The sequence below is a fragment of the Acinetobacter kookii genome (assembly GCF_900096895.1).
GTDB lineage: Bacteria > Pseudomonadota > Gammaproteobacteria > Pseudomonadales > Moraxellaceae > Acinetobacter > Acinetobacter kookii.
In genome coordinates, this window is the sequence record NZ_FMYO01000006.1 from 73764 (window position 1) to 95844 (window position 22081).

Sequence of the window (22081 nt, forward strand, 5' to 3'; positions counted from 1 at the left end):
ATGACTCCCTGTCTTTGCATTTATTATAAGTTTGGAACTTTAATCACATCACCAATTCGCAATTGTTTATTGGGTTGCATCTCATTCATTTCTGCAAGTTTTGAACTTTCCAGACCATAACGGTTGGCAAGGCCAATCAGGGTATCGCCACGTTTGACTTTATATTCAACCACAGTTTTAGGAATAACAATCTGCTGGCCGACACGTAAACCGGAACGAGGGCTAAGACCATTCATCGCTGCCAATTCAGCAACCGATACCCCTGTCTGACTGGCAATGGCGTTCAATGACTCGCCCGATTTCACGGTATACCCATCGGTGTTGTTAGATGACTTCACTGATTTTGCAATAGGCTCATCCACTTTAGCGTCCAGCTTTGGCAGATCCCCGTCAATTTTTAAACGCTGTCCAATACGGACCGTTGAATTGCGGGTCAAGCCATTCAATGCTGCCAAATAATCCAGCTGTAAATGATATTTTTTTGCAATATTGCTTAAGGTCTCGCCCGGTTTAACCACATGGCTATCACTCTTTTCAAAGCTGACTTTTTCAATTTTCGCTTCTACTTTGTTTGATGCTGCAACCGGTTCTTCACCCGTCAGTTTCAAACGCTGACCCACACGTAAGCCACTATTGCGGTTAATGCCGTTGATATTGGCAATATAATCCATGCCTAAATTGTATTTAGCAGAAATGGCAGACAGGCTATCCCCGGATTGCACGGTATAACTCTCTGGAACAGTTGAACTTACAGGAATCTTCAGGGTTTGACCTATCCGGACGCCACTGTTGCTGGATAATTTATTCAGCTGTGCCAGTTCGATTAAGGAAATTTTCGATTTGCCTGCAATGCTCGACAGGGTATCGCCACGTTGCACCTGATAACTTTCCGTTTTATACGCTGGCTCAATGTCTCCCGGATCTATTTTAACCGGGCTCGCTTTTTCTTCTGGCTTGCTGTCTACTTCATGCAGTGGCACATTAATTTTTTGCCCCACCCTTAAACTACTGCCCGCAGTTAATCCACTGGTTAAATCAGCCAACTCCTGATTGGACAAGGCATAACGGTCAGCAATCAGTTTAAGATATTCACCACGTTTCACCACATAAGATTTGGTTTTCACTTTCGCAGCAGATTTTGAATTATTGCTTTTGCTTTCAACAAGATCGGAATTATTTTGTGCCGTGTCTTTTAACGATAATTTTTGCCCCACACGCAAACCGCTGCTGACCGATAAGTTATTGAAATCTGCCAGCTGTTTCACCGACAAGCCAAACTGGCTGGCCACTCCGGTCAGGCTGTCATTGGCCTGAACTACATAGCTTTCCAGCTGTGCTTTAGACTTGGCCGATGAAGAAGCTTCGGTATTTTTCTCGCTTTGTGGTTTGGCATCATATAAATAGATACTGGTTCCCACGTACAGCGGAGAGTTTGGATCTATCTGGTTCCATTTCGCCACATCACGCCAGTTCAGGCCATTTTTCATGGCAATGACGGCTAAAGTATCGCCCTGTTGAACGGTATAGGTACTGCGTTTTCCTTTTGGCGGGATCACCACCACTTCTGAATCGGTCTTGACGTAGTTTTTGCCCTGGTTACGTTTGGCTTCATCTGAATCAGGCTTGGTGCTTTCCGCCACCCCTTTTGGATAAGCGAAACCTTTGGTTAACTCCTTGCCTTGCTGTTCAGCGACCGACAGGCTGGTTTGAATGGCCGTTAACTTGATTTTGCCATCAAAGGGATCGACAATTTCGGTGCCTTGCGGTGCAATGGCTTTAATTTCTGCAACGACTTTTTCCTGTTCAGCTTTACTGGCTACCGGTTGCAGTACCTGTTCTAGCGTTTTATTTTCACCTTCCGCTTTTACTGCCGCCATAATCTGCTCGCGCTCAGCAGCAGACAATGGAGGCTCTACCGTCACAGGCTTGACATTCGCCACCTGACTCACCGCAACAGGAATACGTGGTGCACTTGGAATATCGCTATTTGCAGCAAAAGATGCCAAGGCATCAGAGCCTTGAGGCGTAGCCACACGTTTGGTACCTGAAGGCTTGGTGACTGTCACAGGATTTGCCGCAGTCACTGGCTGAGAACTTTTAGAAGTACTTGTAGAAGTACTGGCGGTTAATACTGGTGGCGCTGTTTTTGCCGGATTAATCACTTGCGTATTGAGCTCAGGCGGATTGCTTCTTTCCGGAGTAAAAGGTTTTGCCGTACTTGCCCATAACGCCCCAGAACTTGGCGATAACTTTTTAAGCCGGGCATCAATAGCAGGACTTAAATCCGCAGGAATAATGATCTTCATCGGGCTTTGCTCATCAACCCAGTCCCCACGATGCCCTGGATTTAGCTGGTATAGCTCGGCGCGGCTTAAACCGGTAATGGAGGCAACTTCATTTAAGTTTACCGGCCCTACCGGAACTTCTCTAAAGTGTGGTCGGTTGGCAATCGGAGGTAAAGACACCCCATAGGCCCCAGGATTTTTAATGATTTGTGCCACTGCCAGGAAGCGTGGCACATAGTTCATGGTTTCCTGAGGCAGTTTCAGTGACCAGTAATCTGTAGGCAAACCGGCTGCCTTATTGCGGTTAATCGCCTGCTGGATCCGCCCCGGACCCGCATTGTAAGCTGCCAAGGCCAGTTCCCATGAACCAAACTGGTTATATAAGCCCCCCAGGAACTCATAGGCTGCACGGGTCGATTCCACCACATCACGACGGCCATCATACAGACTGGTCTGTCTTAAACCATAAATCCGTCCGGTACTTGGAATAAACTGCCACATCCCGGCTGCTGCCGCACTACTGGTCGCAGCAGGGTCATAGGAACTTTCAATAATCGGCAATAGAGCCAGTTCCGTCGGCAAACCGCGGCGTTCCGCCTCTTTCACGGTATGATACAGATAGCGTGAAGCACGGGCACTTAAACGGTCCAGATAAGGCTGTCGGGAAATGAACCAGCCGCGCTGTGCTTCAATACGGGCATCCCAATGGCTATGATCCATCTTGAAACCGACGGTCATACGCTTCCAAACATCACCATGTTTTAAAATCAGCAGGCGATCGCCTTCTACTGCGCTCATGTCTGTAGCAGACAATAAATCTTCCAATGAATCCAAGCTGTCGGCATCCAGATATCCGGATGAACCCACCATTTTCGATTTTGAGCCATGTGTCGCACTCTGGCTTGAAGAACAGCCTGACAGTCCTAATGCAGCTAAAGCTGAACCCAGTACTGTTATTTTTAAAAAATTGGGTAAGGTTGGCTGCCACAAAATCGCGGTTGGTTTATACATAAAAAAATCCAAACAACTCGTATAAAATTTATTTTTTAGATCTGCCATTGTAGTGAAGCATGGGGTAGACACAAGGGATTAATTTAGCGCGATTTCACTATAAATGTTACAAGAATTTAAAAAATAACCGTGTAATACACTTTTAAAGTGAAATTGCGTTATACAATATGCCAGTCACCTGGTTTATTTTGACTCTCATTTATAGCGTTCGGATTTGGTTTATATGACTCAAACAATCACTCTTTATGTCGATGGCGCGTGTCGCGGCAATCCTGGTTTAGGCGGTTGGGGTGCATATATCATTACCGAATCGGAAAAGCATAAACTGTGTGGCGGAGAAGCGGAAACCACCAATAACCGCATGGAACTCACCGCCGCAATTGAAGGTATTCAGTTTTGTCCGCGCGATGCCAAACTGATCATCTGGACCGATTCCAAGTATGTCAAGCAAGGCATCACCGAATGGATTCATGGCTGGAAAAAGAAAAACTGGAAAGATGTCAAAAACCCGGACCTGTGGAAATTACTGGATGCGACCTGTCAGGGGCGTGACATTGAATGGAACTGGATTAAGGGCCATGCCGGACATCCAGGCAATGAGATGGCTGATCAACTGGCCAACCAGGGTGCCGATCAAACCTTAATAGCCATGAAAAATCTCTTGTCATCTGCCGAAACTGTTTTAGAACAAGCCGACATGCTGGATAAAAAAAAAGCTGAGCAGGACTGGCTATTAGATGACCCCTTTGGTTTTGACCTGATGGAAGCCGAGCTGCAAGATGACAGCGAAGTTTTAGAAAACGATGTTTTAGAAAATGCGGAACAGGAAAACCCTCAGGCAGACACCATGCAACCACAAGCGCAAGCTCCGGAACCTGTTTTAGAAAGTGCAACATCTGCTTCCGAAAAACCGCTGCACCCGCATATCGTGATTACCCCACGCAGCAAAGAAGTTCATGGTCCGCGCCAACTGATTCTGGATACCGAAACCACCGGTTTCTATTTTCAGGACACTGACCGAATTATTGAGGTCGGGGCGATTGAAATGGTCAACCGCAAACTGACCGGCAGCTCGATTCATATTTACATCAATCCGCAAAAACCGGTTGGTGAATCTGAAAATATTCACGGTATTTCAGATGAGTTCCTGAAAGACAAACCGCTTTATGCAGAGATTGCCGATGTGCTGTTTGACTATTTAAAAGGCGCAGAAATTATTGCGCATAATGCCACCTTCGATATGAACTTCCTGGATATGGAGTTTAAACGCGCAGGCTTTGTGGCCTTATCGGAAGTCTGTGAAGTAACCGATACCTTGGCCATGGCCAAGAGCAAGCACCCGGGACAAAAAAATTCGCTCGATGCTTTGGTGCGCCGTTATGAAATTCCGCAGCGTGACCGTACTTTCCACGGTGCCTTACTCGATGCCGAAATTCTGGCAGATGTCTACCTGGCCATGACTGGCGGTCAGGTGTCTTTCGATATGGATACCCTGACCGAGGCCGAGCAACAACAGGGTCAAACTGCCCGCTCCGCTGTGCAAATAGACCTGCCTGTCATTTTACCTTCAGCCGAAGAACTGGAAGCACATGAGAATTGGGTCAAACAATTTGAAGAAAAACATGGAACAGCTTGTCTTTTTGCAAAATAAAATCTACATTTCTAGTGGTTTTTTGTATTTAATCGTTTAGCACTTACGTTATAGTTAAACGCAAAGAAGTTTGGCCTTGAACGGGCTACTCACAAACAGATAAAACACTAGGAAAGGTGCAGATACATGTCTTACCAAACCTCTATTCATTTTGACCCGACTGCATTGCTGATAATAAAAAATGAGGTTGATAATTCAATTAAATTAGTTGAATCAGCGGTTAGTTCCTTGGCAGAAGACCAGACTTTACCTTTCGGTATTGATGATGCACTTAATCAATTTGAGCAGTGTGCTCAGGTTCTTGCTCTTATTGACATGCAAAGCCTGGCTAAAATTGCCCAATATTCCGCAGAGTTAATGCGCAAGATTATGGGGAATCCTGCGCAGATTAATACTCAGGAAGTGGAGGCCTTAAGTGAAGGCACCACCATGTTGAAACGTTACATCGAATTTATTTGCTTACGTGAAGTTAAAATTCCACAATTCCTGCTCGACACCCTGAATCGTCTGGAAATTGTGCTGGGTAAACCGATTACGCATGAAGGTCAGCATATCGAGTCATTACTGGACTGTATTACCCCCGATTTTAAACTTCCTCAAGCACCCAGCCTGGAAAAGTCGCAATATGTACATCGCCTGTACAAACTGTCTTTAAACAAGCTGATTAAACAGGAAGAGACTGAATTAGATCTGCAGGCAATCAAACTGGTCGGTGCCTATCTGGCAGGTCTGGCAGAAAATACGCCAAGCAAGCAATACTGGAATCTGGTGCATGTGGCATTTAATCAGATAGATCACTTATTGATCAATGATGCGCGTTTACGTACCCTGATCAGTATTGAACGCAATATGGCACAATATTTCAGTGCTCCAGATCGCTTTAAGCCAAGCCTGCCGGATTTAGCCAATATCTTGAGCTTGTGCATAAGCCAGGAAGATGAGACGGCCCAGCATATCCGTAGCCAGCTAAATGTGGGTGAAGATCATTTGACCGATACCCAATTGCAGGTATTTAGCCGCCATCTCTATGGACCTGATTTTGATACCATGCATACCATTAGTGAACTTGTGACCACAGAAATGGCACAAATTCGTAATGACATCGAATTCAACTATCAAAACATGACAACTGAGAAAACGAAGGAATTACAGGACAAATTAATCAGTCTTGCCAACATTTTCAAAGTATTGAATCTGAGTGAAGCCTTCAACGATTTATCTCGCCAAGCCAACTTGCTGGACAAGGCTGAAGTGCTTAAAGATGAAAATTTTGCTCAGCAATTGATGAGCTGCATTTTATCGGCAATGAATTCGATTGGCGTTCTGGAACGTCATCACACTTCAAGCCGTTTACAGCTTCGCGTCCATAACATGAACATCTCTTTGGACCGTTTAGATGAAGCGCATGAAGCTTTACTCAATGAAACCAAAGCCGTGACTGAGCTTTCCAGCCAAATCCTGATGCAGTACATGCAAGATCAAAATCTGGCTGCGCTTGAGAATATTCCAACCCAATTGCGTGAAATTGGTGGTGCCCTGCTGTTCTTAAATGCCCCATCCGGTCAGACTTCATTGAACACTGCTGCAACGTTTATCCAACAGCAAATTGAAAATTCTGCAACGATCACTGCTGAACAAATCAACCACATCCTCGACACCTTAGCCAGTGCCGACATGCTGATTGACAATTTAAAATCAAAACAGCCTGTCCTGCAGTCGATGTTTGATGTAGCATTGCAAAGTAGCGAAAAACTGAAAACTGTTGCCTAATGTCCGAATTGTCACTTGCCTATATCTTCCATCAGCATCAACTTTTAGTCGATGAAAACTTTCAGCTCCCTCGGGTAGAACGTTTAGCAAGTGACCTTCAGTTCAACACGGGTGATCAAGTGATTGCCCGTGACCTTCTCGAAAACGAGCCTATTCCTTCCGGCTTGCAACTGGTACCCATCCGTCAATTATTAACGCTCTGGGATACCCAACAATTCGAAGCCGCCAGTCGTGCCATCCAGCTGTTAGAATGGCGCCGCAACCACAAGTTCTGTAGTCATTGTGGACATCCAACTGAAGCCCATGCGACTGAATATGCCATGGTTTGCCCAGCATGTGGTTATCATCAGTATCCACGGGTACAGCCCTGTGTCATTACCGTGATTACCCGTGGTCAAGATGAAATTCTGCTAGCTAAAAATGCCAAAAACAAAACGAATATGTACGGCCTGATTGCTGGTTTTGTTGAGGTAGGAGAAACCCTGGAAGAAGCGGTACGCCGTGAAACTTTTGAAGAAGTGGGCTTAAGACTCAAAAATATCCAGTATCTTGCCAGCCAGCCCTGGCCTTTTCCAAGTAACCTGATGCTCGCCTTCCGTGCTGAATATGCTTCTGGCGACATTCAGTTACAAGAAGAAGAGATTAGCGATGCGCAATTCTTTAAATTTGACCAACTGCCTGAAATTCCATTTAAAGGCAGTATTGCCTATGCCATGATTAAACATATTACCGAAGGTCATCCTGTGGCAGATGACACCCGTGAATGGCTTTAAGTCAGGGTTTTAGCGCTTCATCGAGAACCGCCAAAATCTGTTTCTTGGTCTGGAAATAGCGGCTGAACAAACTGGAAACCGAACCCATAATAGACACATGTCCAGTACCCGGGATGGTAATTATCTGGCTATGGTTGCCCTTTTCCTGCAGAATCCGATGTAAATCTTCTGAATTATTATGGCCGACCACCTGATCATTGGAAGCTAAAAACAGGTAATGTCGCACCGTATTGGTTTCAACAAAATAATAAGGCATCACCTGCTGATAAGGCACGCTTTGGTCAAAAGCATCTGCACAGATCGGATCATTTTTATAATCAAAATGATAGGGCCCAGACAAACCAATAATGGCACGAATTTGGCTGCGGCATTGCAAAGGATAAGGTGTCGGATGATAAAGTGCCGACATCACGTTAAATGCACCCGCCGAGTGCCCCATCAATACCAGTTTTTCAGTCTGGATATTGTATCTGGACTGATGCTGGGTCAAATAGTTTAAGGCCAAACTCAGGTCATCAATATAACTGGGAAATACATGCTCGGGCGCAAGATGATAATTAATCACCGCAACATCATAGCCTTCTCTGGCAAAGGCTTCACCCACGAAACGGTAATCTTTTTTATCTCCATGCAGCCATGCCCCACCATGCACAAACACGATTAAAGGCCGATGCTCTAGAGGAGATGCAGCAGAGAAAATATCTAAACGCTGACGGGCTTTTAAACCATAGGCAATGTTTTCAGTGACCGTATAGCCTTTACGCGGGGTTAAACGGTTCAGGGCATAGCTACCAAAATCGTAAAGGCGAAAATCCTTGTACAATATTTTCACTTTTTCGACTTTTTGCTGAATTTCCTGACTAACTGTTTGTACAACCTTATTGAGCATAGGTTGGCTCTGCTTGATCCGGATCAATAGCCACCGGTGTCTGTTCAACCGGCAGTGCATTCACGACAGGACTACTAAAACTTGAAGTCATGGCACGCGATTGCTCAATATTATCAATTAAAGTAATAATTTTAGTCACGTTGCCGACTTGTTGCAGCACCTGATTCAGATCATTAATTTCAGCAGTGTTTAAACGCCCCATCACATATAAAACACCATCTTCGGTGTGAATGCGCACTTTACTGTCAGACACCACCACAGCTTTCATAATCAGGCCACGCGTATTTGCCGTCACTGTGGTATCTTGCATAATGGTGCCATAACCAATCTGGTTACCGACAGCAATGTAATTATGCACGGTTTTCACATCACTCATGGCACGGACATTATCTTCTGCCAGCCGTTTCAAGTGTGCATCCGGCACTTGACCGGTTAATAATACATTGCCATGAAAACTTTCAATATTGACACGGGATTGTTTAAAACGACTGTCTAATTTATATAAATTGATTTTAGCGGTACGTTCGATTGAGGAATCAATAAACACCTGTCCAAGAGAACGGGCGCCACTTTCTGTACCTACCGGGGCTGATCCTGTGCCACTAGAGATAAAACTTGCACAACCAGATAAACTTGCTACACACAGTAACGTCATTGCAATACGGTTAAACACTCAGCAAGACTCCTCATTATTCAGTTCTATTTTATGTCAGCATTTACGCTATGATTTTGTTCAAAGATTAATAAACTCTTCATCAAAAGTAAAAGCATTTTCAATCCATTGTTGATCATAAGTGAATTTGGAAAAATCTTGCTGTATGGTTTTTGCAAATTGTTGAAGAAAATCAAAACAAATCACATCAAAACGACAATAAAAGGTTTGCAATTCCGGATGGGCATGCAAAAAGCACAGTGCCGATTTCATCATTTTGCGCTGTTTGGATAAAGAAATGCTTTCGAAGGATTGGGCATACTGGGTCACTGAACGCGCCTTGACTTCGACAAAAACCAGTTCCTGGGCCTGCTGTACAATCAGGTCAATTTCCCCGTAACGGCAATGATAATTTGCCACAACCAGCTGAAAGCCTTGGGCCTGTAATAATGTTAAAGCCTGCTGTTCAGCCCATTGTCCCAGATTTAAATGCGCCGGAAGATTTGACATTACAATCCCTTGATTCCCTTTTTGGTATGTTCATAACAGTGTGGAATGCGCTGGATTTGATTGTTATTGACTTGAATCAGTCCGGTCCGCCCCTGGAACTGCATACTTTTTAAATTGGGTTCGGCTAAATACTGGCTCGCAATATGCCAGGCATCCCCACCAAAAGCGATCAGGCGCTGATAGGCCATGGAAGCGGCGTTTGCTTGAGCGGCCTGAATGACATCCGGCCATTCAGATTCATATAAGGCCGGCGCATCACAAAACTTTACCCCTACAGGCAATACCTGATCTTGTTCAATGGCATTCGGTAAAATATAGATATTTTTATGCGGCAGCTTGGGCAGTTTATTCAGCCAGGCATTGTTTCCGAGTAGCAACAAACCGGTATGTTTATTTAACTTTTTGGGTATTTCTTCAATTAAATTCAGAGGATAATTGGTTTCAGTGAGTAAAGAAATCAAAAACAGTTCATTGTCAGTTTCCGAGTCTTTTTGCTGCAACACATACAGCTCTTTGATTTGGTCATTCTGCAATACCTGATTTAGCGCCACCGCATCATCCTGCTTGGACAGGCTAAATTGTCCTACCTTTGCAGATTGTGAGGATACTTCATTCAGGGCCAAAACCCGAACCTTCGGCTGTATCTGGATTAAAGCTTCCACATCCTGCCGTGCCAAAGGTCCGACTATCATTTGGGTTTTTTTATTGACATTTTGTTTAAGCAACTGCGCAATCGGTTTTTTGTCCGAGTTTACAAATTTAATGGGTGTTTCCAGCTCTGATGCCTGATAAGCACTCATAAAACCCTGTTTGACACTTAATCCGGCTCGCGCCATAGGCCCCGATTCAGGTAAAATGACCAGCACTTCAGCTTGAGCGTGATTGAAAATGCAATACAGGATGAAGCCAATTAATTTTTTATTATTATTCAACATTGGAGAAACCTTATGAGTGCTCAGTTATTTGTTGTAGCAACCCCAATTGGGCACTTAGATGACATTACTTATCGTGCTATTGATATTCTAAAGTCTGTAAGTATCATTGCGGCAGAAGATACGCGTACTTCCGCTCAATTATTAAAGCACTTTAATATAGCAACTCCACTGACTGCCTGTCACGAACATAATGAAAGTAATAAAATTGACATCTTGATCCAGCGCTTGCTGAATGGCGAAAATATGGCCCTGATCAGTGATGCGGGTACGCCGCTAATTAGCGATCCGGGGTTTAAACTGGTTCGTGCGGCACAAGAACATCATATTCGCGTTATTCCGGTTCCGGGTGCCTGTGCCGCCATTGCGGCGCTCAGTTCTGTCGGCTTGCCGAGTGACCGCTTCAGTTTCGAAGGTTTCTTGCCCTCACGCCAAAGCCAGCGTCTCAGCCAGCTGGAAAAGCTGAAAGATGAAACCCAAACCCTGATTTTTTATGAAGCACCGCATCGTATTTTAGAGTCGGTCAAAGATATGGCACAGGTGTTTGGTGCCGATCGTCCTGTGGGTTTTGCCCGTGAAATTACCAAAACCTTTGAAACCATCAAAAAGATGACCTTGGCAGAACTGGTTCAGTTTATTGAAGCTGACCACAACCAGCAAAAAGGTGAAATTGTGCTGGTGATTGGCGGTGCAACTGAAGAAAAGGATCTGGAGCAGGAAAAACTGGACCAGCTCTTGACCCGTTTATTACAGGACTTATCCGTCAAGGCCGCTTCACAATTGGCCGCAGATTTAACGGGGATAAAAAAGAAAGTGGCGTATCAACGCGCTTTGGAACTCAGCAATAAGGTCTAAGCGGCTGTCCGTTTAAAGCACGTTTAAAAGCAAAAAGCATCACGAAAGTGATGCTTTTTTATTTTGTAGCCAAGCTGGCAAAAGAATCTATTAATCTTTTGCTGACTCGTCTGCAGGCACCTCAGTGATGCGACCGCCACGAGCAAGGAAGGCAGCCACTTCATCTTCCAAAGCTTGACGCTGTTTCAGTTTAGCAGTCACTGTCAGTGTTTCGGCTTCAGCCACATCACCATCAGTTGCAACTGAATCACTGTCAGATGCACCTTTTTCAGCAGCTTTTGCTTCATCTTCATCGACTGCAGTGTCTTCTACATCATCGTAGTCATTCATATCTGTCATCTTCCTTTCTCCCCAAAAATGACGTCTATCCATCCAATTTAAATTGATTGTGAACTAGGAAGAAATTTAGCAATCTCTTTAGCTTTCGCATAGAGTCAATTTAAAAAAAATCGTATCTTTTTTAATCAAAAAAGTAACCTTATATAAATATTTGTACAAAAAACAGTTTTTCCTGCTTAAACCGCATATCGTGTATCTTTTAAGATCTGCAATCCGTTGGCTTGAGACATAAAAGCATCTTTTAATGCGGCATGTTGTTCCACTTGTTTCAAGCCAAAATTTCGTGCCCACACCACGGGGAAAAGCGGGGTTCTTTCCATCCATCCAATCGCAGACATGCTGTGCATCATGGCATCGTTTTGGCCTTTGCGGCGGTGTTCGTAGCGCTGCAAGGTCTGTTCATGTGCCCATACGCCACGTTTCAGATCATGCAACAGGGCATCGCATAAAATGGCTGCGTCCAGACAGCCAATATTGACCCCTTGACCGGCCAGTGGATGAATCACATGTGCAGCATCTCCAATCAAGGCTAAACCGGCTTTGACATACTGCTGTGCGGCACGTGCTTTCAGCGGGAACTGTGCCCGTGGTGTTGCCTCTAACACCTCACCCAGCATGTGATGACTTTCACGCGTGAGCAACGCAGTAAAATCGGCATCATTCAAGGCTGCATATTCTTCCGCATAATCGTCTGGCAATGTCCAGACAATAGATTGCCAATAGCCTTCCTGTTCCGGCTTTAAACTGGCCATCGGTAAAAAGGCCAATGGGCCAGTTTCCAGAAAAATCTGACGGGCCACATGCTGATGTGGCTGGGCCGTTCGAATGGCACAGCTCAAACCGGCCTGTTTATAATCCAGAATATCCAGGTCAATAAAGGCCTGTTCACGGACAAAGGAATTTGCACCATCCGCGCCGATCAGCAGTCTGGTTTTTAATTGGGTACCATCTGCCAGGTGAATCTGCCAGATTCCCCCCACACCCTGCTCTATAGCTGTGACCTTGACCTGAGTACGATAATCCTGAAGCTGCTCCAGCATTTTTTCTTGAATGGCCAAGTTCAACAAACTTGGCTCGACCATTGAACCCAAAGCTTGCTCAACCGATGGCGTTTGCTCTGTTGCATGCCCAAAGTTAATTTCACCATAGCCATTTTTATTCCACACTTGCATGCCTGTGTATGGCTGTTGGCGTGCCAGCCTGTCCCAGACACCGACCGTTTTCAGTAAATGAATGGTCGCCTGACTGAGCGCCAATACACGCGGGTTGGCAACACTTTTGGTTTTCTCGGCATCCAGAATGGGAGCTGCATCCAAAACTGTTGCCTGTACACCACCTTGAGCTAATAACAATGCAGTCAGACCACCAACCAGACCACCACCAATAATGACAGCATCTAAAACATCAGATTGAACCTGGTTCATGCTTTTAACCCCATTGCATAATTGGCAACCAGCGGTTTAATGCCTGGAATGGTATCAAAAGCAACCAAGCCGGTATTACGAATGAATTTTAAAACAGGGTTGCTATTGCTAAAGCCACGGACTACCGAATCACAGAACTTGATCACACGTTGCTGATCGGTCAGACGGGATTTTTCATAGTCTTGCAGCATGGCTGCATCACCTAAGTCGGCTTGTTGTGCGACTTGTTCGCTTAAATAACGGAGCAAAACATAGGCATCACGCATACACAGGTTAAAGCCCTGGCCGGCTACCGGATGGATGGTATGGGCTGCATTGCCCATCAGCACGACACGGCCCACCGCCTGTTTTTCTGCAAGCACTTGCGACAATGGGTAGCTAAAACGCCGACCGGTTTTCTGGAATTTACCGGCACGGTCACCATAGGTGTGTTGCAGGGCATCCAAAAAGTGCTGATCGTTTTCATCGCCCAGCCATTCGCCTTCGGTACCTTTTTGCACCGGCCATACCACCGAACGGCGGTACTCACCCGGCAATGGCAACAGCGCCAAAGGTCCAAGCGGGCTAAATCGCTCAAAACCGACATGCTTATGCGGTTTTGAGGTTTGTACGGTTGTGACAATCGCCACCTGGTCATAGTCATGTACCGATGCCCCAATGCCCAGGGCCTTACGGCAGAATGAATCACGGCCATCGGCAGCGATCAGCAGTTTTGCTTGTAAGGATAAGGTTTCATCGCCACGTTGTGCTTCGATATAAGCCCAATCGGCATCTTGGGTCAGTGAGGTCACTTGTACGCCATCAATCAGTTCAATTAAAGGCTGTTTACGTACTTCCGTAAGTAGTACACGACCAAGCCAGGCATTTTCGATGACCTGACCAAAGCTTTCAACTTTTTCCTGTTCTGCTTTTAAACGCGCCTTGCCAAAGCTGCCTTTCTCGGTAATATGCACTTCCAGAATTGGTGTGGCATGTTCCTGCAAGGCATTCCATAAGCCGAGTTCCTGATAAATTTGTACGCTACGGCGTGACAAGGCACTGTTACGTGCATCAAAACTGGAATGATAGGGTACAAGATTGGCATCATCATAATTGGGGTACTTAATGGCTTCGAGCAGCTTCACTGCAATGTTTGCCTTAGCCAACATCAAGGCTAAACTTAGCCCGACCATACCACCACCGACGATGATCACTTCTTGCTGCATGTTTTGATCCTTTTATGTCGTATCTATCAGGTCTAGATACTTATAATCTTGATTGATTTTATATTACCTCAAAGAAATGCATTTTTATAATGAATTAGCACTGCCTCTTATAGATGATATCCAATGCTGAATGGATTTCAGTCAAACTCGGCTTATTCCCGCGCTGTCTTGGCTCCATAAAAAATGTTTAACGCTTAGGCGCTAAACATCGTGGCGATATTCCTCAAATAGCCACCATGAAAAAACATGTTGAAGCGATCGGCTTCAAGTCTGTATGGAAGTGAAATTCCCCCGGGAAAACCGTCATGTTTCAATCTCGAAACGTAAAAAAACGGAACTTAAGCTCCGTTTTTCCAGACTCAATGAAATTCTCATAACACGATGATACAGATTACAGAAAAATCGCCTTCATGAGGTTTCAAGTGGGTCTTTGTATTCGGTCGTGATCTGCTAACGCACCACTCTTGTCTGAGGCTCATGATGCACTGTTCTGCCTAATTTCGTGCCTGTATAAATCAGGTAGAGTGCCGACAAGCCCACCAAGATATAAATAATTCTGGATAGAACGCTCATTTCACCAAAAATAGCGGCAACTAAATTGAAATCAAATGCACCAATTAAGCCCCAGTTCAGGCCACCAATAATCGCCAAAGCGTAAGCAATCCAGTCGATCGTATTTAATCTCATCATTTTTCTCCCACTGTTCTTTAGTTTATTTAAGAGTTTATTTAAGGATCAAAGAAATTATGGGAAAGAACGCAGATTTAATATGTTGCTTTGATGCTAATAACCGATTTCTTGTGTTGAAGTCGTGTCAGTTTTTAAACTTTAAATTTTAACTGGGTTGGTTTTATTTAAGTTATTCACGATAAACGTAAGTAAAAAAGCCGATCTTCTGACTTAATACCAGTCAGTTAAGAAACTGACTGGTATTTTCTTTTTAAATTCATGATTGTAGTTGATATATGGAAAAGTCATCAGCAACTGTTTGAGGCAGGACTACATTAAAAAATGATTGTTTCTGCGATAAATTTTCGAGTTGATAGTGGCTGACGAGTTTTGCGGTGAGGAGCATTGCTCCGCAAGATGCCTTTGGTCTTACGAAGCAGTGCTTCTCAGGGCGAAACCAAAGTAACAAATGAGCTGCAAGCATTTGATTTAAAACGATAAGACTCCGCCATGAATTACTAAAAATTAAGGAGTTTATTTCTAAACTCCTTAACTGATCAGCATTAGATCATCTGACCGGCTTTTCATCCTAAAAATTGCTTAGGCGACTTTGGCTTTTGCCATCAGGGCTTCAATATCTTCCACTGTTTTCACCACATCTTTGGTGAGCACCAATGGTCCATTTTCGGTAGCAACCACATCATCTTCAATGCGGATACCAATGCCACGCCATTTGGCATCGACAGTTTCATCATCAGGTGCAATATACAAACCCGGTTCAACCGTCACCACCATGCCTTCTTCATAGACACGCCATTCGCCATCCTGTTTATATGAACCGACATCGTGCACATCCATGCCCAACCAGTGTCCGGTACCATGCATGTAGAACTGACGGAAACTTTCTTTTTCAATAATTTCCTCAAGATCACCGTGCATAATGCCAAGGTCCAATAAACCCTGAACCAGAATGCGTACCGCCACATTGTGCGGTTCCTTATAAGAATTGCCAATGCGTACGGCATCAATCGCAGCCAGTTGTGATTTTAATACCAGCTCATATAGGGCTTTCTGTTCAGGACTGAACTTGCCATTGACCGGAAAAGTACGGGTGATGTCTGAGGCATATAACTGATATTCGCAGGCTGCATCAATCAGCACCAGATCACCATCATTCAGTGCTTTGTCATTTTCCACATAATGCAAAATGCAGGCGTTGGCTCCCCCACCAACAATACTGTTATAGGAAGGCACGCAGCCATTTTTACCAAAAATATAATTCAGCTCGGCTTCCAGTGCATATTCCATCATGCCCGGTTTCACCGTTTGCATGGCACGGGTATGCGCTTCTGCCGAAATATCCGATGCAAGCTGCATGAGCTTGATTTCTTTTTCAGATTTATGCAAACGCATTTCATCCACAATGCGGTCGAGTTGAATCACTTGGGCAGGTGCAGAAGTACCTTTGCGTGATTCACCACTGGCTTTGGCAATCCATTTTGCTACACGGGCATCAAAATCGGCCTGGTGACCAATACGATAGAACAGCTTTTGTTTATTGTGCAGTTTCTCGATAATTTCTTCATCGAGCAGGTCAATGGCATAGGCTTCATCCGCCTCGTAATCATCCACTGCACCGTCTACACCGGCACGGTAACCATTCCAGATTTCCATCTCGCGGTTACGTTCACGGCAGAACAGACTATAGGTATAACCTTCATCAATCGACTCAAAAGTCTCGATCACCGCCACGGCTTCAGGCTCTGCAAAGCCCGTCAGATAGAAAAAGCTGCTGTCTGCACGGAATTTATAATCCGCATCGCGGTTACGCAGGGCAACCGGACTGGTGGCAATAATTGCAATACTGTGCGGACCCATTTCTTCTGCCAGGCGGTCACGACGTTCCTGAAAATCTGCTTGAGTCAGTTTCATCATTAAGTGTACTTTTGTCTTTTATGGGTAGGTGATAACTTTTAAAGGGTCAGTTAAATGGTCTGTTCTTGAACACCATCGCCCGAATTAACTCGGACGATGCGGGGTAAACATTTCAACTACACTGCTGGCTTCTGTAGGCGCAGTATTTTTTTGCAATTGCGGCTGGATGTTTTGCAGCAATGGGGTTTCTGCCACTTCCACTTTCTTGCGTCCCAATGACAGGCTGACAGGAATCAAGCGCACAAATTCGTAAAGCTCCTGATAGCTTTCTTCGCCTTCTTCGTCATCATCCGATTCATCAAACTCGACTGCTGCGACATCCTGCAGATGTTCAATTAGTTCCATTTCATCCTGACGGATATGACCGGAAGCCAGACCAAAACCTAAAACCACACCTGCACACCAGTCTGCCAGGGCTTGTACACGATCCGCAAGAACATGTTCATCATCCGGAAGCAAAGGCAAATAATCGAGTTCATCTTCAGATAAAGCATGGGCAATATCTTCCGCTTCATCAGTTAATACCTCTAAAACCTGCTGCTCTAGCGCCGGAATTTCAAGGGTCGCTAAAATCTGTTGCCATTCATCACCGGTGGGTGCCTGAGTAACACAAACAATACCCGTTAGCAGTCCATGTAACTCACTTGGACTTGAAATCTCTTCAATTTTTGAAAAATTGTGGTGCCATTCCGACCAACCTGAAATATCGTCTTGCATTCGCTTATCCAATCTCTATACTTCTTATATATTACCCTTGTTTGCGATACTGTGCGACTACGATATGTTAGAAGAATTACAGCGTCTACAGGCGCATATTGGCGTTTTAAAAACGCGACTTGCGCATTTTAAAAGTGAAAATGATGCCCTCAATGCTGCAAAAGCAGATTCCAACGAGCACCATCATGCCCAAATTGTGCAAAAAAATGGCATTATTACCCAGAAACAAGAAGAAATAGATAATCTGAGCGAGCAATTAAGCGAAACCCAATCACAATTCAAGCAATTGAATAGCGATGCAGCCTCTTTGGCAGACCGTTATAGCCGCCTGGAAAAAAGCTGTACCGATCTTAAGAACCGTTTTCAGGAAATTCTGGCTGAGCGTAATGAATTACGTGTCATTAAAGAAAAGATGCAAAATGATCAGCGTCTTGCTCAACAGGAAATTCAAGGCTTGCAGCAGGAACGTGAAAGATTGTTACAAAAAAATGAGCATGCCAAAGCCAAAGTTGAAGCCATTATTCAGCGTCTTTCTATTTTAGGTACTGCTCAAGATCAGCATGCGCAAGAAATTCAACAGCTTGCTCACCCAGCCGATGTAAATGAGGATATTTAATCATGAGTGAACAAATTGCTGTGGAATTGCGTGTACTCGGCCATAATTTTCGTTTAGCCACCACTGAAAAAGAAAAAGCTGATTTAGAGCGTGCAGCTGAACTGTTAAATGAAAAATATGATGATTTTCGCCGTAAAGCGCCACGTGTCGAACCAAGTAAACTGATTATTATGGTGGCGCTTGAACTGATGCAGGAAGTTCTTTCAATGAATAAATCCTTGCAAGAGTATGCCCATTGCGAGCGCTTGCTGACGACCATTTTAGAAGATGTCGAGGATTTGGTTTAATTTCCTCTTAAATTGAATAAACTATCAGCATTTGCGATTTAACTTTACAGTTGTTGCACATTGAGGATTTGCCAACACCTCATTATTGGTTATACTTATTCTATCTCTGAGGTGTTCGCCAGTGAGTCTATATCCCTGCCGATACTTAAATCTACGGATTGTGTTCTGCATATTTAGAGTGTATGCCCATCTTCGAATGGGAAACCCAGCAAGTATGCGTCGCGTCCACCTTGAACTTCTTCGGGTTCAGGGTAACGACATGCAGCGGCATCTTCGGAGTGTTTTTTCTTATTAGTCTCAGTGACCTTGATTACAATATTTATTCCTTTATTTTTCTTTTTAAAACATTTTTAAATTTTATTCTCCCTCATATTGATTGATTATTGATTGATATTTTATGCAAAAAAAATACCCAAGATTTTCAGCTTGGGTATCTAATTTAAGTTCTGGCATTCAGTTATTTAGACTTTTGCAGCCGCAAAGCATTAATCACAACAGACAACGAACTCAGCGACATGGCAACTGCAGCAAGCATCGGGGTTAATAACAGCCCAGTCAATGGATAAAAAACACCCGCCGCAACCGGCACACCTAGGCCGTTATACACAAAAGAGAATGCCAGGTTCTGCTTCATGTTCTTCACGCCCAGTTTTGCCATATGGATCGCATCGGCTACACCGCGAATATCACCTTTGACCAAAGTCACCTGAGCCGTCTGTTTGGCAATATCGGTACCATTGCCCATCGCCACACCGACATTGGCCTGGGCAAGTGCTGGTGCATCATTAATGCCATCGCCCGCCATTGCCACAACTTTGCCTTGAGCCTGATATTTCTTTACCAGATCTAATTTTTCAGTCGGGGTACAGTTGCCATAGACCTGCTGAATGCCCAGCTCAGCCGCGACCAGTTTGGCATTCTGTTCGTGGTCACCAGTCGCCATCACCACTTCAATGCCATCGGCAATCAGCTGATCAATCACCTGATGGGCATTGTGTTTAATCGCATCATGAATGGAGATATAGGCCAACACCTGCTGCTCATTGGCCAGGAAACTGATCACATTACCGCTCTCGCGTTCAGCATTCAGCTGCGCCTGAGCATGTGCAGAAAGCTGCAAACCCAACTGATCAATCAGCTTTTGACTACCCACATACAGGGTTTGTCCCTCAATTTGCCCTTTCACCCCAAAACCGGTGACATCTTCAAAATCACTGACTTTCAGCAGTTGTTCATGCGGAACCAGCTTGGTTAAATTCTGTGCAATCGGATGGGTTGAATACTGTTCAATCGAGGCAATCCATTGTTCCACTTGTGTTTGCTGGGCTGTATCTGAAAGCAGTTTAATCTCTTTCAGGCTCGGTTTACCTTCAGTCAAGGTTCCGGTTTTATCGACAATTAAAGTGGTGACTTTGCTTAAAGCCTCAATCGCTTCTGCATCTTTAAACAGCACGCCCTTTTGCGCTGCCCGCCCTGTGGTGGCCATCACCGACATCGGCGTTGCCAGCCCCAAAGCACATGGACAGGCAATAATCAGTACTGCCACTGCACACATCAGCGCCAGATCAAACTGGGCTTTGCCAAAGAGCATCCACGCCATAAAGGTCAACACACTAATCGCCAGAACAATCACCACAAAATATTTGGCAAATACATCGGCAAGTTTTTGTAACGGCGCTTTGGAACGCTGTGCTTCCGCCACGGTCTGAATCATTTTCGCCAAGGTGGTATTGGCACCCACTGCCGTGGTTTGAATACGGATACTGCCCTGCTGGTTCACCGTACCGCCAATCACCCGGTCATCAACTTCTTTTTTCACCGGAACAGGTTCACCGGTCATCATGGCTTCATCAACATAGGTTTTGCCTTCCACCACAATGCCGTCGAGTGGAATCTGGTCCCCTGAAGAAATCTGCAGGATATCGCCCTGTTTCACCATGCCAATATCCACTTCGACCACCTGATCATGCTGCACCAGTTTGGCGGTATGCGGTTGCAGTTTCAGCAAGGATTTAAGTGCGTCTGCAGTTTTGGCACGGGCTTTCAGTTCCATGATTTGCCCGAGCAAACTCAAGGACACAATCATACAAGCCGCTTCATAATACACGGCAACACCGTGACCGGTTTTGGCCTGCATCGGGATCAGGGATGGAAAAACCGTCGCCACAAGACTGTAAATAAATGCCGCCAGCACTCCGACACCAATCAGGCTCCACATGTTCAGGTTGCGGGTTTTATAGGAAATCCAGCAACGCTCAATAAAAGGTTTTCCTGCCCAAAGGATGACGGGAATAGACAACACCAGTTCAATCCACGGCTGAATATGCTGCGGAATAAAGGCATGAATATGCGAACCCATGGCCAGTGCAAAGACAATTAAAGTCAGTGGCAACGTCATCCAGAAGCGACGGCTGAAATCGACCAGCTCAGGATTGGGGGCATCATTTAAGCTTGGCTGCATCGGCTCCAATGCCATGCCACAGATGGGACAGGTTCCCGGCCCTTTCTGCACAATTTCAGGGTCCATCGGACAGGTATAGTCCATATCTTCCGCGCCTTCTGGCACAGGTCGCTGGTCTGCCGGAAGCAGATAAAACTCGGGGTCGCCTTTAAATTTTTCCAGGCAGGACGGGTTGCAGAAATAGTAAGTTTTCGCCTGATACTCTGTTTTTAAATCGGTTGAAGTATCTACCGACATGCCACACACGGGATCAATCTCTGAATTTTGTACTGATGCAGGATGAGTTCCGCCACAGCAGCTGGACTTCTTTTCTGCAACGGCCACTTTTGCTGTTGAACCGCAGCAGGAAGATGCTGTTGGTTGAGTCTGCACATATTGCTCAGGTTGCTGGTTAAATGCAGTCAAACAGCGTTCTGAACAGAAATAATAGTCTTTTGATTCAAACTGGCTGTGCCATTTAGAATCGGTTTTCACCTGCATGCCACATACCGGATCGACCGTTGTTTCACTCACTTGCTCTACGGTTTGCGCTTTGGTTCCCGCACAACAGCCTGAGGATTGCGCTACTGCTGGTTGATTTTGCGAACCACAGCAAGACTTTTTTTCATCTGCTTTTGGTTTAGATGCACAACCGCAGCCCGAAGCTTTAGGTTTATTTTTTTCTAAATACTGTTCCGGATTGGCCTGAAATTTATCCAGACAGCCCTGACCGCAAAAATAATAACTTTTATCTAAATAGGTAGTGTGCGGCTTGGATAAATCTGTCACGGTCATGCCACAGACAGGATCAATATATTGCTCTGCTTCAACCTTTTGACTGCCACAACACGAACTGGATGATGCAGCAGCTTTTGCCCGACTGGCACAGCCACAGCCGGAAGCTGGCTTGTTTTGCTGCTGAAGGTATTGCTCAGGAAAATTGATAAATTTCTGTTTGCAGCCATGGCAACAGAACAAATATTTTTTCCCCTCAAATTCAAAAGCATGTTCCGAATGCTCAGACACATTCATGCCACATACCGGATCAATTGTCACCACTTCAAGAGCTGAATTCTGTTTTGCACAGCAGGAAGATTTTTGTTGCTCATTCATCCGACTCA

The 22081-nt window shown here is 44.9% G+C and carries 18 protein-coding genes and 1 other RNA gene; 7 read left to right on the forward strand and 12 right to left on the reverse strand.

The genetic code is table 11. The features are described 5' to 3' along the window. Window positions 1–23: 23 nt before the first annotated feature. On the reverse strand, window positions 24–3296 hold the full coding sequence (locus BLP85_RS09865) for a LysM peptidoglycan-binding domain-containing protein (RefSeq protein ID WP_092819921.1): 3273 nt from the start codon (window positions 3294–3296) through the stop codon (window positions 24–26). 223 nt (window positions 3297–3519) lie between these two features. Between BLP85_RS09865 and dnaQ the strand changes: the two genes are divergently transcribed. The 3 genes from dnaQ to nudC all read left to right on the forward strand — a co-directional run bounded on the left by dnaQ (window position 3520) and on the right by nudC (window position 7490). Continuing rightward, window positions 3520–4947 (forward strand): DNA polymerase III subunit epsilon, encoded by a 1428-nt coding sequence (gene dnaQ / locus BLP85_RS09870; protein ID WP_092819922.1) that lies wholly within the window; start codon window positions 3520–3522, stop codon window positions 4945–4947. A 126-nt stretch (window positions 4948–5073) separates the two neighbouring features. After that, window positions 5074–6717 (forward strand): chemotaxis protein, encoded by a 1644-nt coding sequence (locus BLP85_RS09875; RefSeq protein WP_092819923.1) that lies wholly within the window; start codon window positions 5074–5076, stop codon window positions 6715–6717. Next, window positions 6717–7490, forward strand: a complete 774-nt coding sequence (nudC, locus tag BLP85_RS09880; RefSeq protein ID WP_092819924.1) for an NAD(+) diphosphatase — start codon at window positions 6717–6719, stop codon at window positions 7488–7490. The genes BLP85_RS09875 and nudC overlap by 1 nt, the downstream gene beginning before the upstream one ends. Window position 7491: 1 nt before the next feature. Here the strand turns inward: nudC and BLP85_RS09885 are convergent, their stop codons facing one another. From BLP85_RS09885 to BLP85_RS09900, 4 genes are read right to left on the reverse strand one after another with little or no spacing between them, the layout of a single operon-like run. Further along, window positions 7492–8379, reverse strand: a complete 888-nt coding sequence (locus BLP85_RS09885) for an alpha/beta hydrolase (protein ID WP_092819925.1) — start codon at window positions 8377–8379, stop codon at window positions 7492–7494. Next, a complete protein-coding gene (locus BLP85_RS09890; protein ID WP_092819926.1) occupies window positions 8369–9052 on the reverse strand; it encodes a BON domain-containing protein in 684 nt (227 codons plus the stop codon). Before BLP85_RS09890 ends, BLP85_RS09885 begins: the two co-directional genes overlap by 11 nt. Before the next feature lie 60 nt (window positions 9053–9112). Next, window positions 9113–9541: a YraN family protein gene (locus BLP85_RS09895; protein WP_092819927.1), complete on the reverse strand. Its 429-nt coding sequence runs from the start codon at window positions 9539–9541 to the stop codon at window positions 9113–9115. Next, window positions 9541–10476: a penicillin-binding protein activator gene (locus BLP85_RS09900; RefSeq protein WP_092819928.1), complete on the reverse strand. Its 936-nt coding sequence runs from the start codon at window positions 10474–10476 to the stop codon at window positions 9541–9543. Before BLP85_RS09900 ends, BLP85_RS09895 begins: the two co-directional genes overlap by 1 nt. 12 nt (window positions 10477–10488) lie before the next feature. On the opposite strand from BLP85_RS09900, the gene rsmI reads away from it, so the two are divergent. After that, window positions 10489–11328, forward strand: a complete 840-nt coding sequence (rsmI, locus tag BLP85_RS09905) for a 16S rRNA (cytidine(1402)-2'-O)-methyltransferase (RefSeq protein ID WP_092819929.1) — start codon at window positions 10489–10491, stop codon at window positions 11326–11328. A 90-nt stretch (window positions 11329–11418) separates the two neighbouring features. Here the strand turns inward: rsmI and BLP85_RS09910 are convergent, their stop codons facing one another. The 6 genes from BLP85_RS09910 to BLP85_RS09935 form a co-directional block, all read right to left on the reverse strand. Continuing rightward, window positions 11419–11667 (reverse strand): hypothetical protein, encoded by a 249-nt coding sequence (locus tag BLP85_RS09910; protein WP_086194938.1) that lies wholly within the window; start codon window positions 11665–11667, stop codon window positions 11419–11421. 176 nt (window positions 11668–11843) lie between these two features. Next, a complete protein-coding gene (locus BLP85_RS09915; RefSeq protein ID WP_092819930.1) occupies window positions 11844–13091 on the reverse strand; it encodes an FAD-dependent monooxygenase in 1248 nt (415 codons plus the stop codon). After that, window positions 13088–14296, reverse strand: coding sequence for a 2-octaprenyl-6-methoxyphenyl hydroxylase (gene ubiH, locus BLP85_RS09920; RefSeq protein WP_092819931.1), 1209 nt, complete (start codon window positions 14294–14296; stop codon window positions 13088–13090). Before ubiH ends, BLP85_RS09915 begins: the two co-directional genes overlap by 4 nt. A 450-nt stretch (window positions 14297–14746) precedes the next feature. Then, a complete protein-coding gene (locus tag BLP85_RS09925) occupies window positions 14747–14983 on the reverse strand; it encodes a DUF378 domain-containing protein (protein ID WP_092819932.1) in 237 nt (78 codons plus the stop codon). Between the two features lie 582 nt (window positions 14984–15565). Continuing rightward, complete coding sequence (pepP, locus tag BLP85_RS09930; RefSeq protein WP_171259701.1) at window positions 15566–16897, reverse strand: Xaa-Pro aminopeptidase; 1332 nt, start codon at window positions 16895–16897, stop codon at window positions 15566–15568. An 87-nt stretch (window positions 16898–16984) separates the two neighbouring features. After that, window positions 16985–17617, reverse strand: coding sequence for a UPF0149 family protein (locus BLP85_RS09935; RefSeq protein WP_092819934.1), 633 nt, complete (start codon window positions 17615–17617; stop codon window positions 16985–16987). 64 nt (window positions 17618–17681) lie between these two features. Here BLP85_RS09935 and BLP85_RS09940 point away from each other — a divergent pair, with 64 nt between their 5' ends. The 3 genes from BLP85_RS09940 to ssrS all read left to right on the forward strand — a co-directional run bounded on the left by BLP85_RS09940 (window position 17682) and on the right by ssrS (window position 18804). Then, a complete protein-coding gene (locus BLP85_RS09940) occupies window positions 17682–18233 on the forward strand; it encodes a hypothetical protein (protein WP_092819935.1) in 552 nt (183 codons plus the stop codon). A gap of 2 nt (window positions 18234–18235) precedes the next feature. Continuing rightward, window positions 18236–18520: a cell division protein ZapA gene (locus BLP85_RS09945; RefSeq protein WP_092819936.1), complete on the forward strand. Its 285-nt coding sequence runs from the start codon at window positions 18236–18238 to the stop codon at window positions 18518–18520. Between the two features lie 100 nt (window positions 18521–18620). Further along, window positions 18621–18804: non-coding RNA, 6S RNA (ssrS, locus tag BLP85_RS09950), on the forward strand. A gap of 173 nt (window positions 18805–18977) precedes the next feature. On the opposite strand, the gene BLP85_RS09955 is transcribed toward ssrS, so the two are convergent. After that, window positions 18978–22073: a heavy metal translocating P-type ATPase gene (locus BLP85_RS09955; RefSeq protein WP_092819937.1), complete on the reverse strand. Its 3096-nt coding sequence runs from the start codon at window positions 22071–22073 to the stop codon at window positions 18978–18980. Window positions 22074–22081: the final 8 nt, after the last annotated feature.

Excerpts from the sequence above, each read along its gene's own strand:
- BLP85_RS09865 (WP_092819921.1), bottom strand. The coding sequence starts at position 3,296 with ATGTATAAACCAACCGCGATTTTGTGGCAGCCAACCTTACCCAATTTT.
- dnaQ (WP_092819922.1), top strand. The coding sequence starts at position 3,520 with ATGACTCAAACAATCACTCTTTATGTCGATGGCGCGTGTCGCGGCAAT.
- BLP85_RS09875 (WP_092819923.1), top strand. The coding sequence starts at position 5,074 with ATGTCTTACCAAACCTCTATTCATTTTGACCCGACTGCATTGCTGATA.
- nudC (WP_092819924.1), top strand. The coding sequence starts at position 6,717 with ATGTCCGAATTGTCACTTGCCTATATCTTCCATCAGCATCAACTTTTA.
- BLP85_RS09885 (WP_092819925.1), bottom strand. The coding sequence starts at position 8,379 with ATGCTCAATAAGGTTGTACAAACAGTTAGTCAGGAAATTCAGCAAAAA.
- BLP85_RS09895 (WP_092819927.1), bottom strand. The coding sequence starts at position 9,541 with ATGTCAAATCTTCCGGCGCATTTAAATCTGGGACAATGGGCTGAACAG.
- BLP85_RS09900 (WP_092819928.1), bottom strand. The coding sequence starts at position 10,476 with ATGTTGAATAATAATAAAAAATTAATTGGCTTCATCCTGTATTGCATT.
- rsmI (WP_092819929.1), top strand. The coding sequence starts at position 10,489 with ATGAGTGCTCAGTTATTTGTTGTAGCAACCCCAATTGGGCACTTAGAT.
- BLP85_RS09910 (WP_086194938.1), bottom strand. The coding sequence starts at position 11,667 with ATGACAGATATGAATGACTACGATGATGTAGAAGACACTGCAGTCGAT.
- BLP85_RS09915 (WP_092819930.1), bottom strand. The coding sequence starts at position 13,091 with ATGAACCAGGTTCAATCTGATGTTTTAGATGCTGTCATTATTGGTGGT.
- ubiH (WP_092819931.1), bottom strand. The coding sequence starts at position 14,296 with ATGCAGCAAGAAGTGATCATCGTCGGTGGTGGTATGGTCGGGCTAAGT.
- BLP85_RS09925 (WP_092819932.1), bottom strand. The coding sequence starts at position 14,983 with ATGAGATTAAATACGATCGACTGGATTGCTTACGCTTTGGCGATTATT.
- pepP (WP_171259701.1), bottom strand. The coding sequence starts at position 16,897 with ATGAAACTGACTCAAGCAGATTTTCAGGAACGTCGTGACCGCCTGGCA.
- BLP85_RS09935 (WP_092819934.1), bottom strand. The coding sequence starts at position 17,617 with ATGCAAGACGATATTTCAGGTTGGTCGGAATGGCACCACAATTTTTCA.
- BLP85_RS09940 (WP_092819935.1), top strand. The coding sequence starts at position 17,682 with ATGTTAGAAGAATTACAGCGTCTACAGGCGCATATTGGCGTTTTAAAA.
- BLP85_RS09945 (WP_092819936.1), top strand. The coding sequence starts at position 18,236 with ATGAGTGAACAAATTGCTGTGGAATTGCGTGTACTCGGCCATAATTTT.
- BLP85_RS09955 (WP_092819937.1), bottom strand. The coding sequence starts at position 22,073 with ATGAATGAGCAACAAAAATCTTCCTGCTGTGCAAAACAGAATTCAGCT.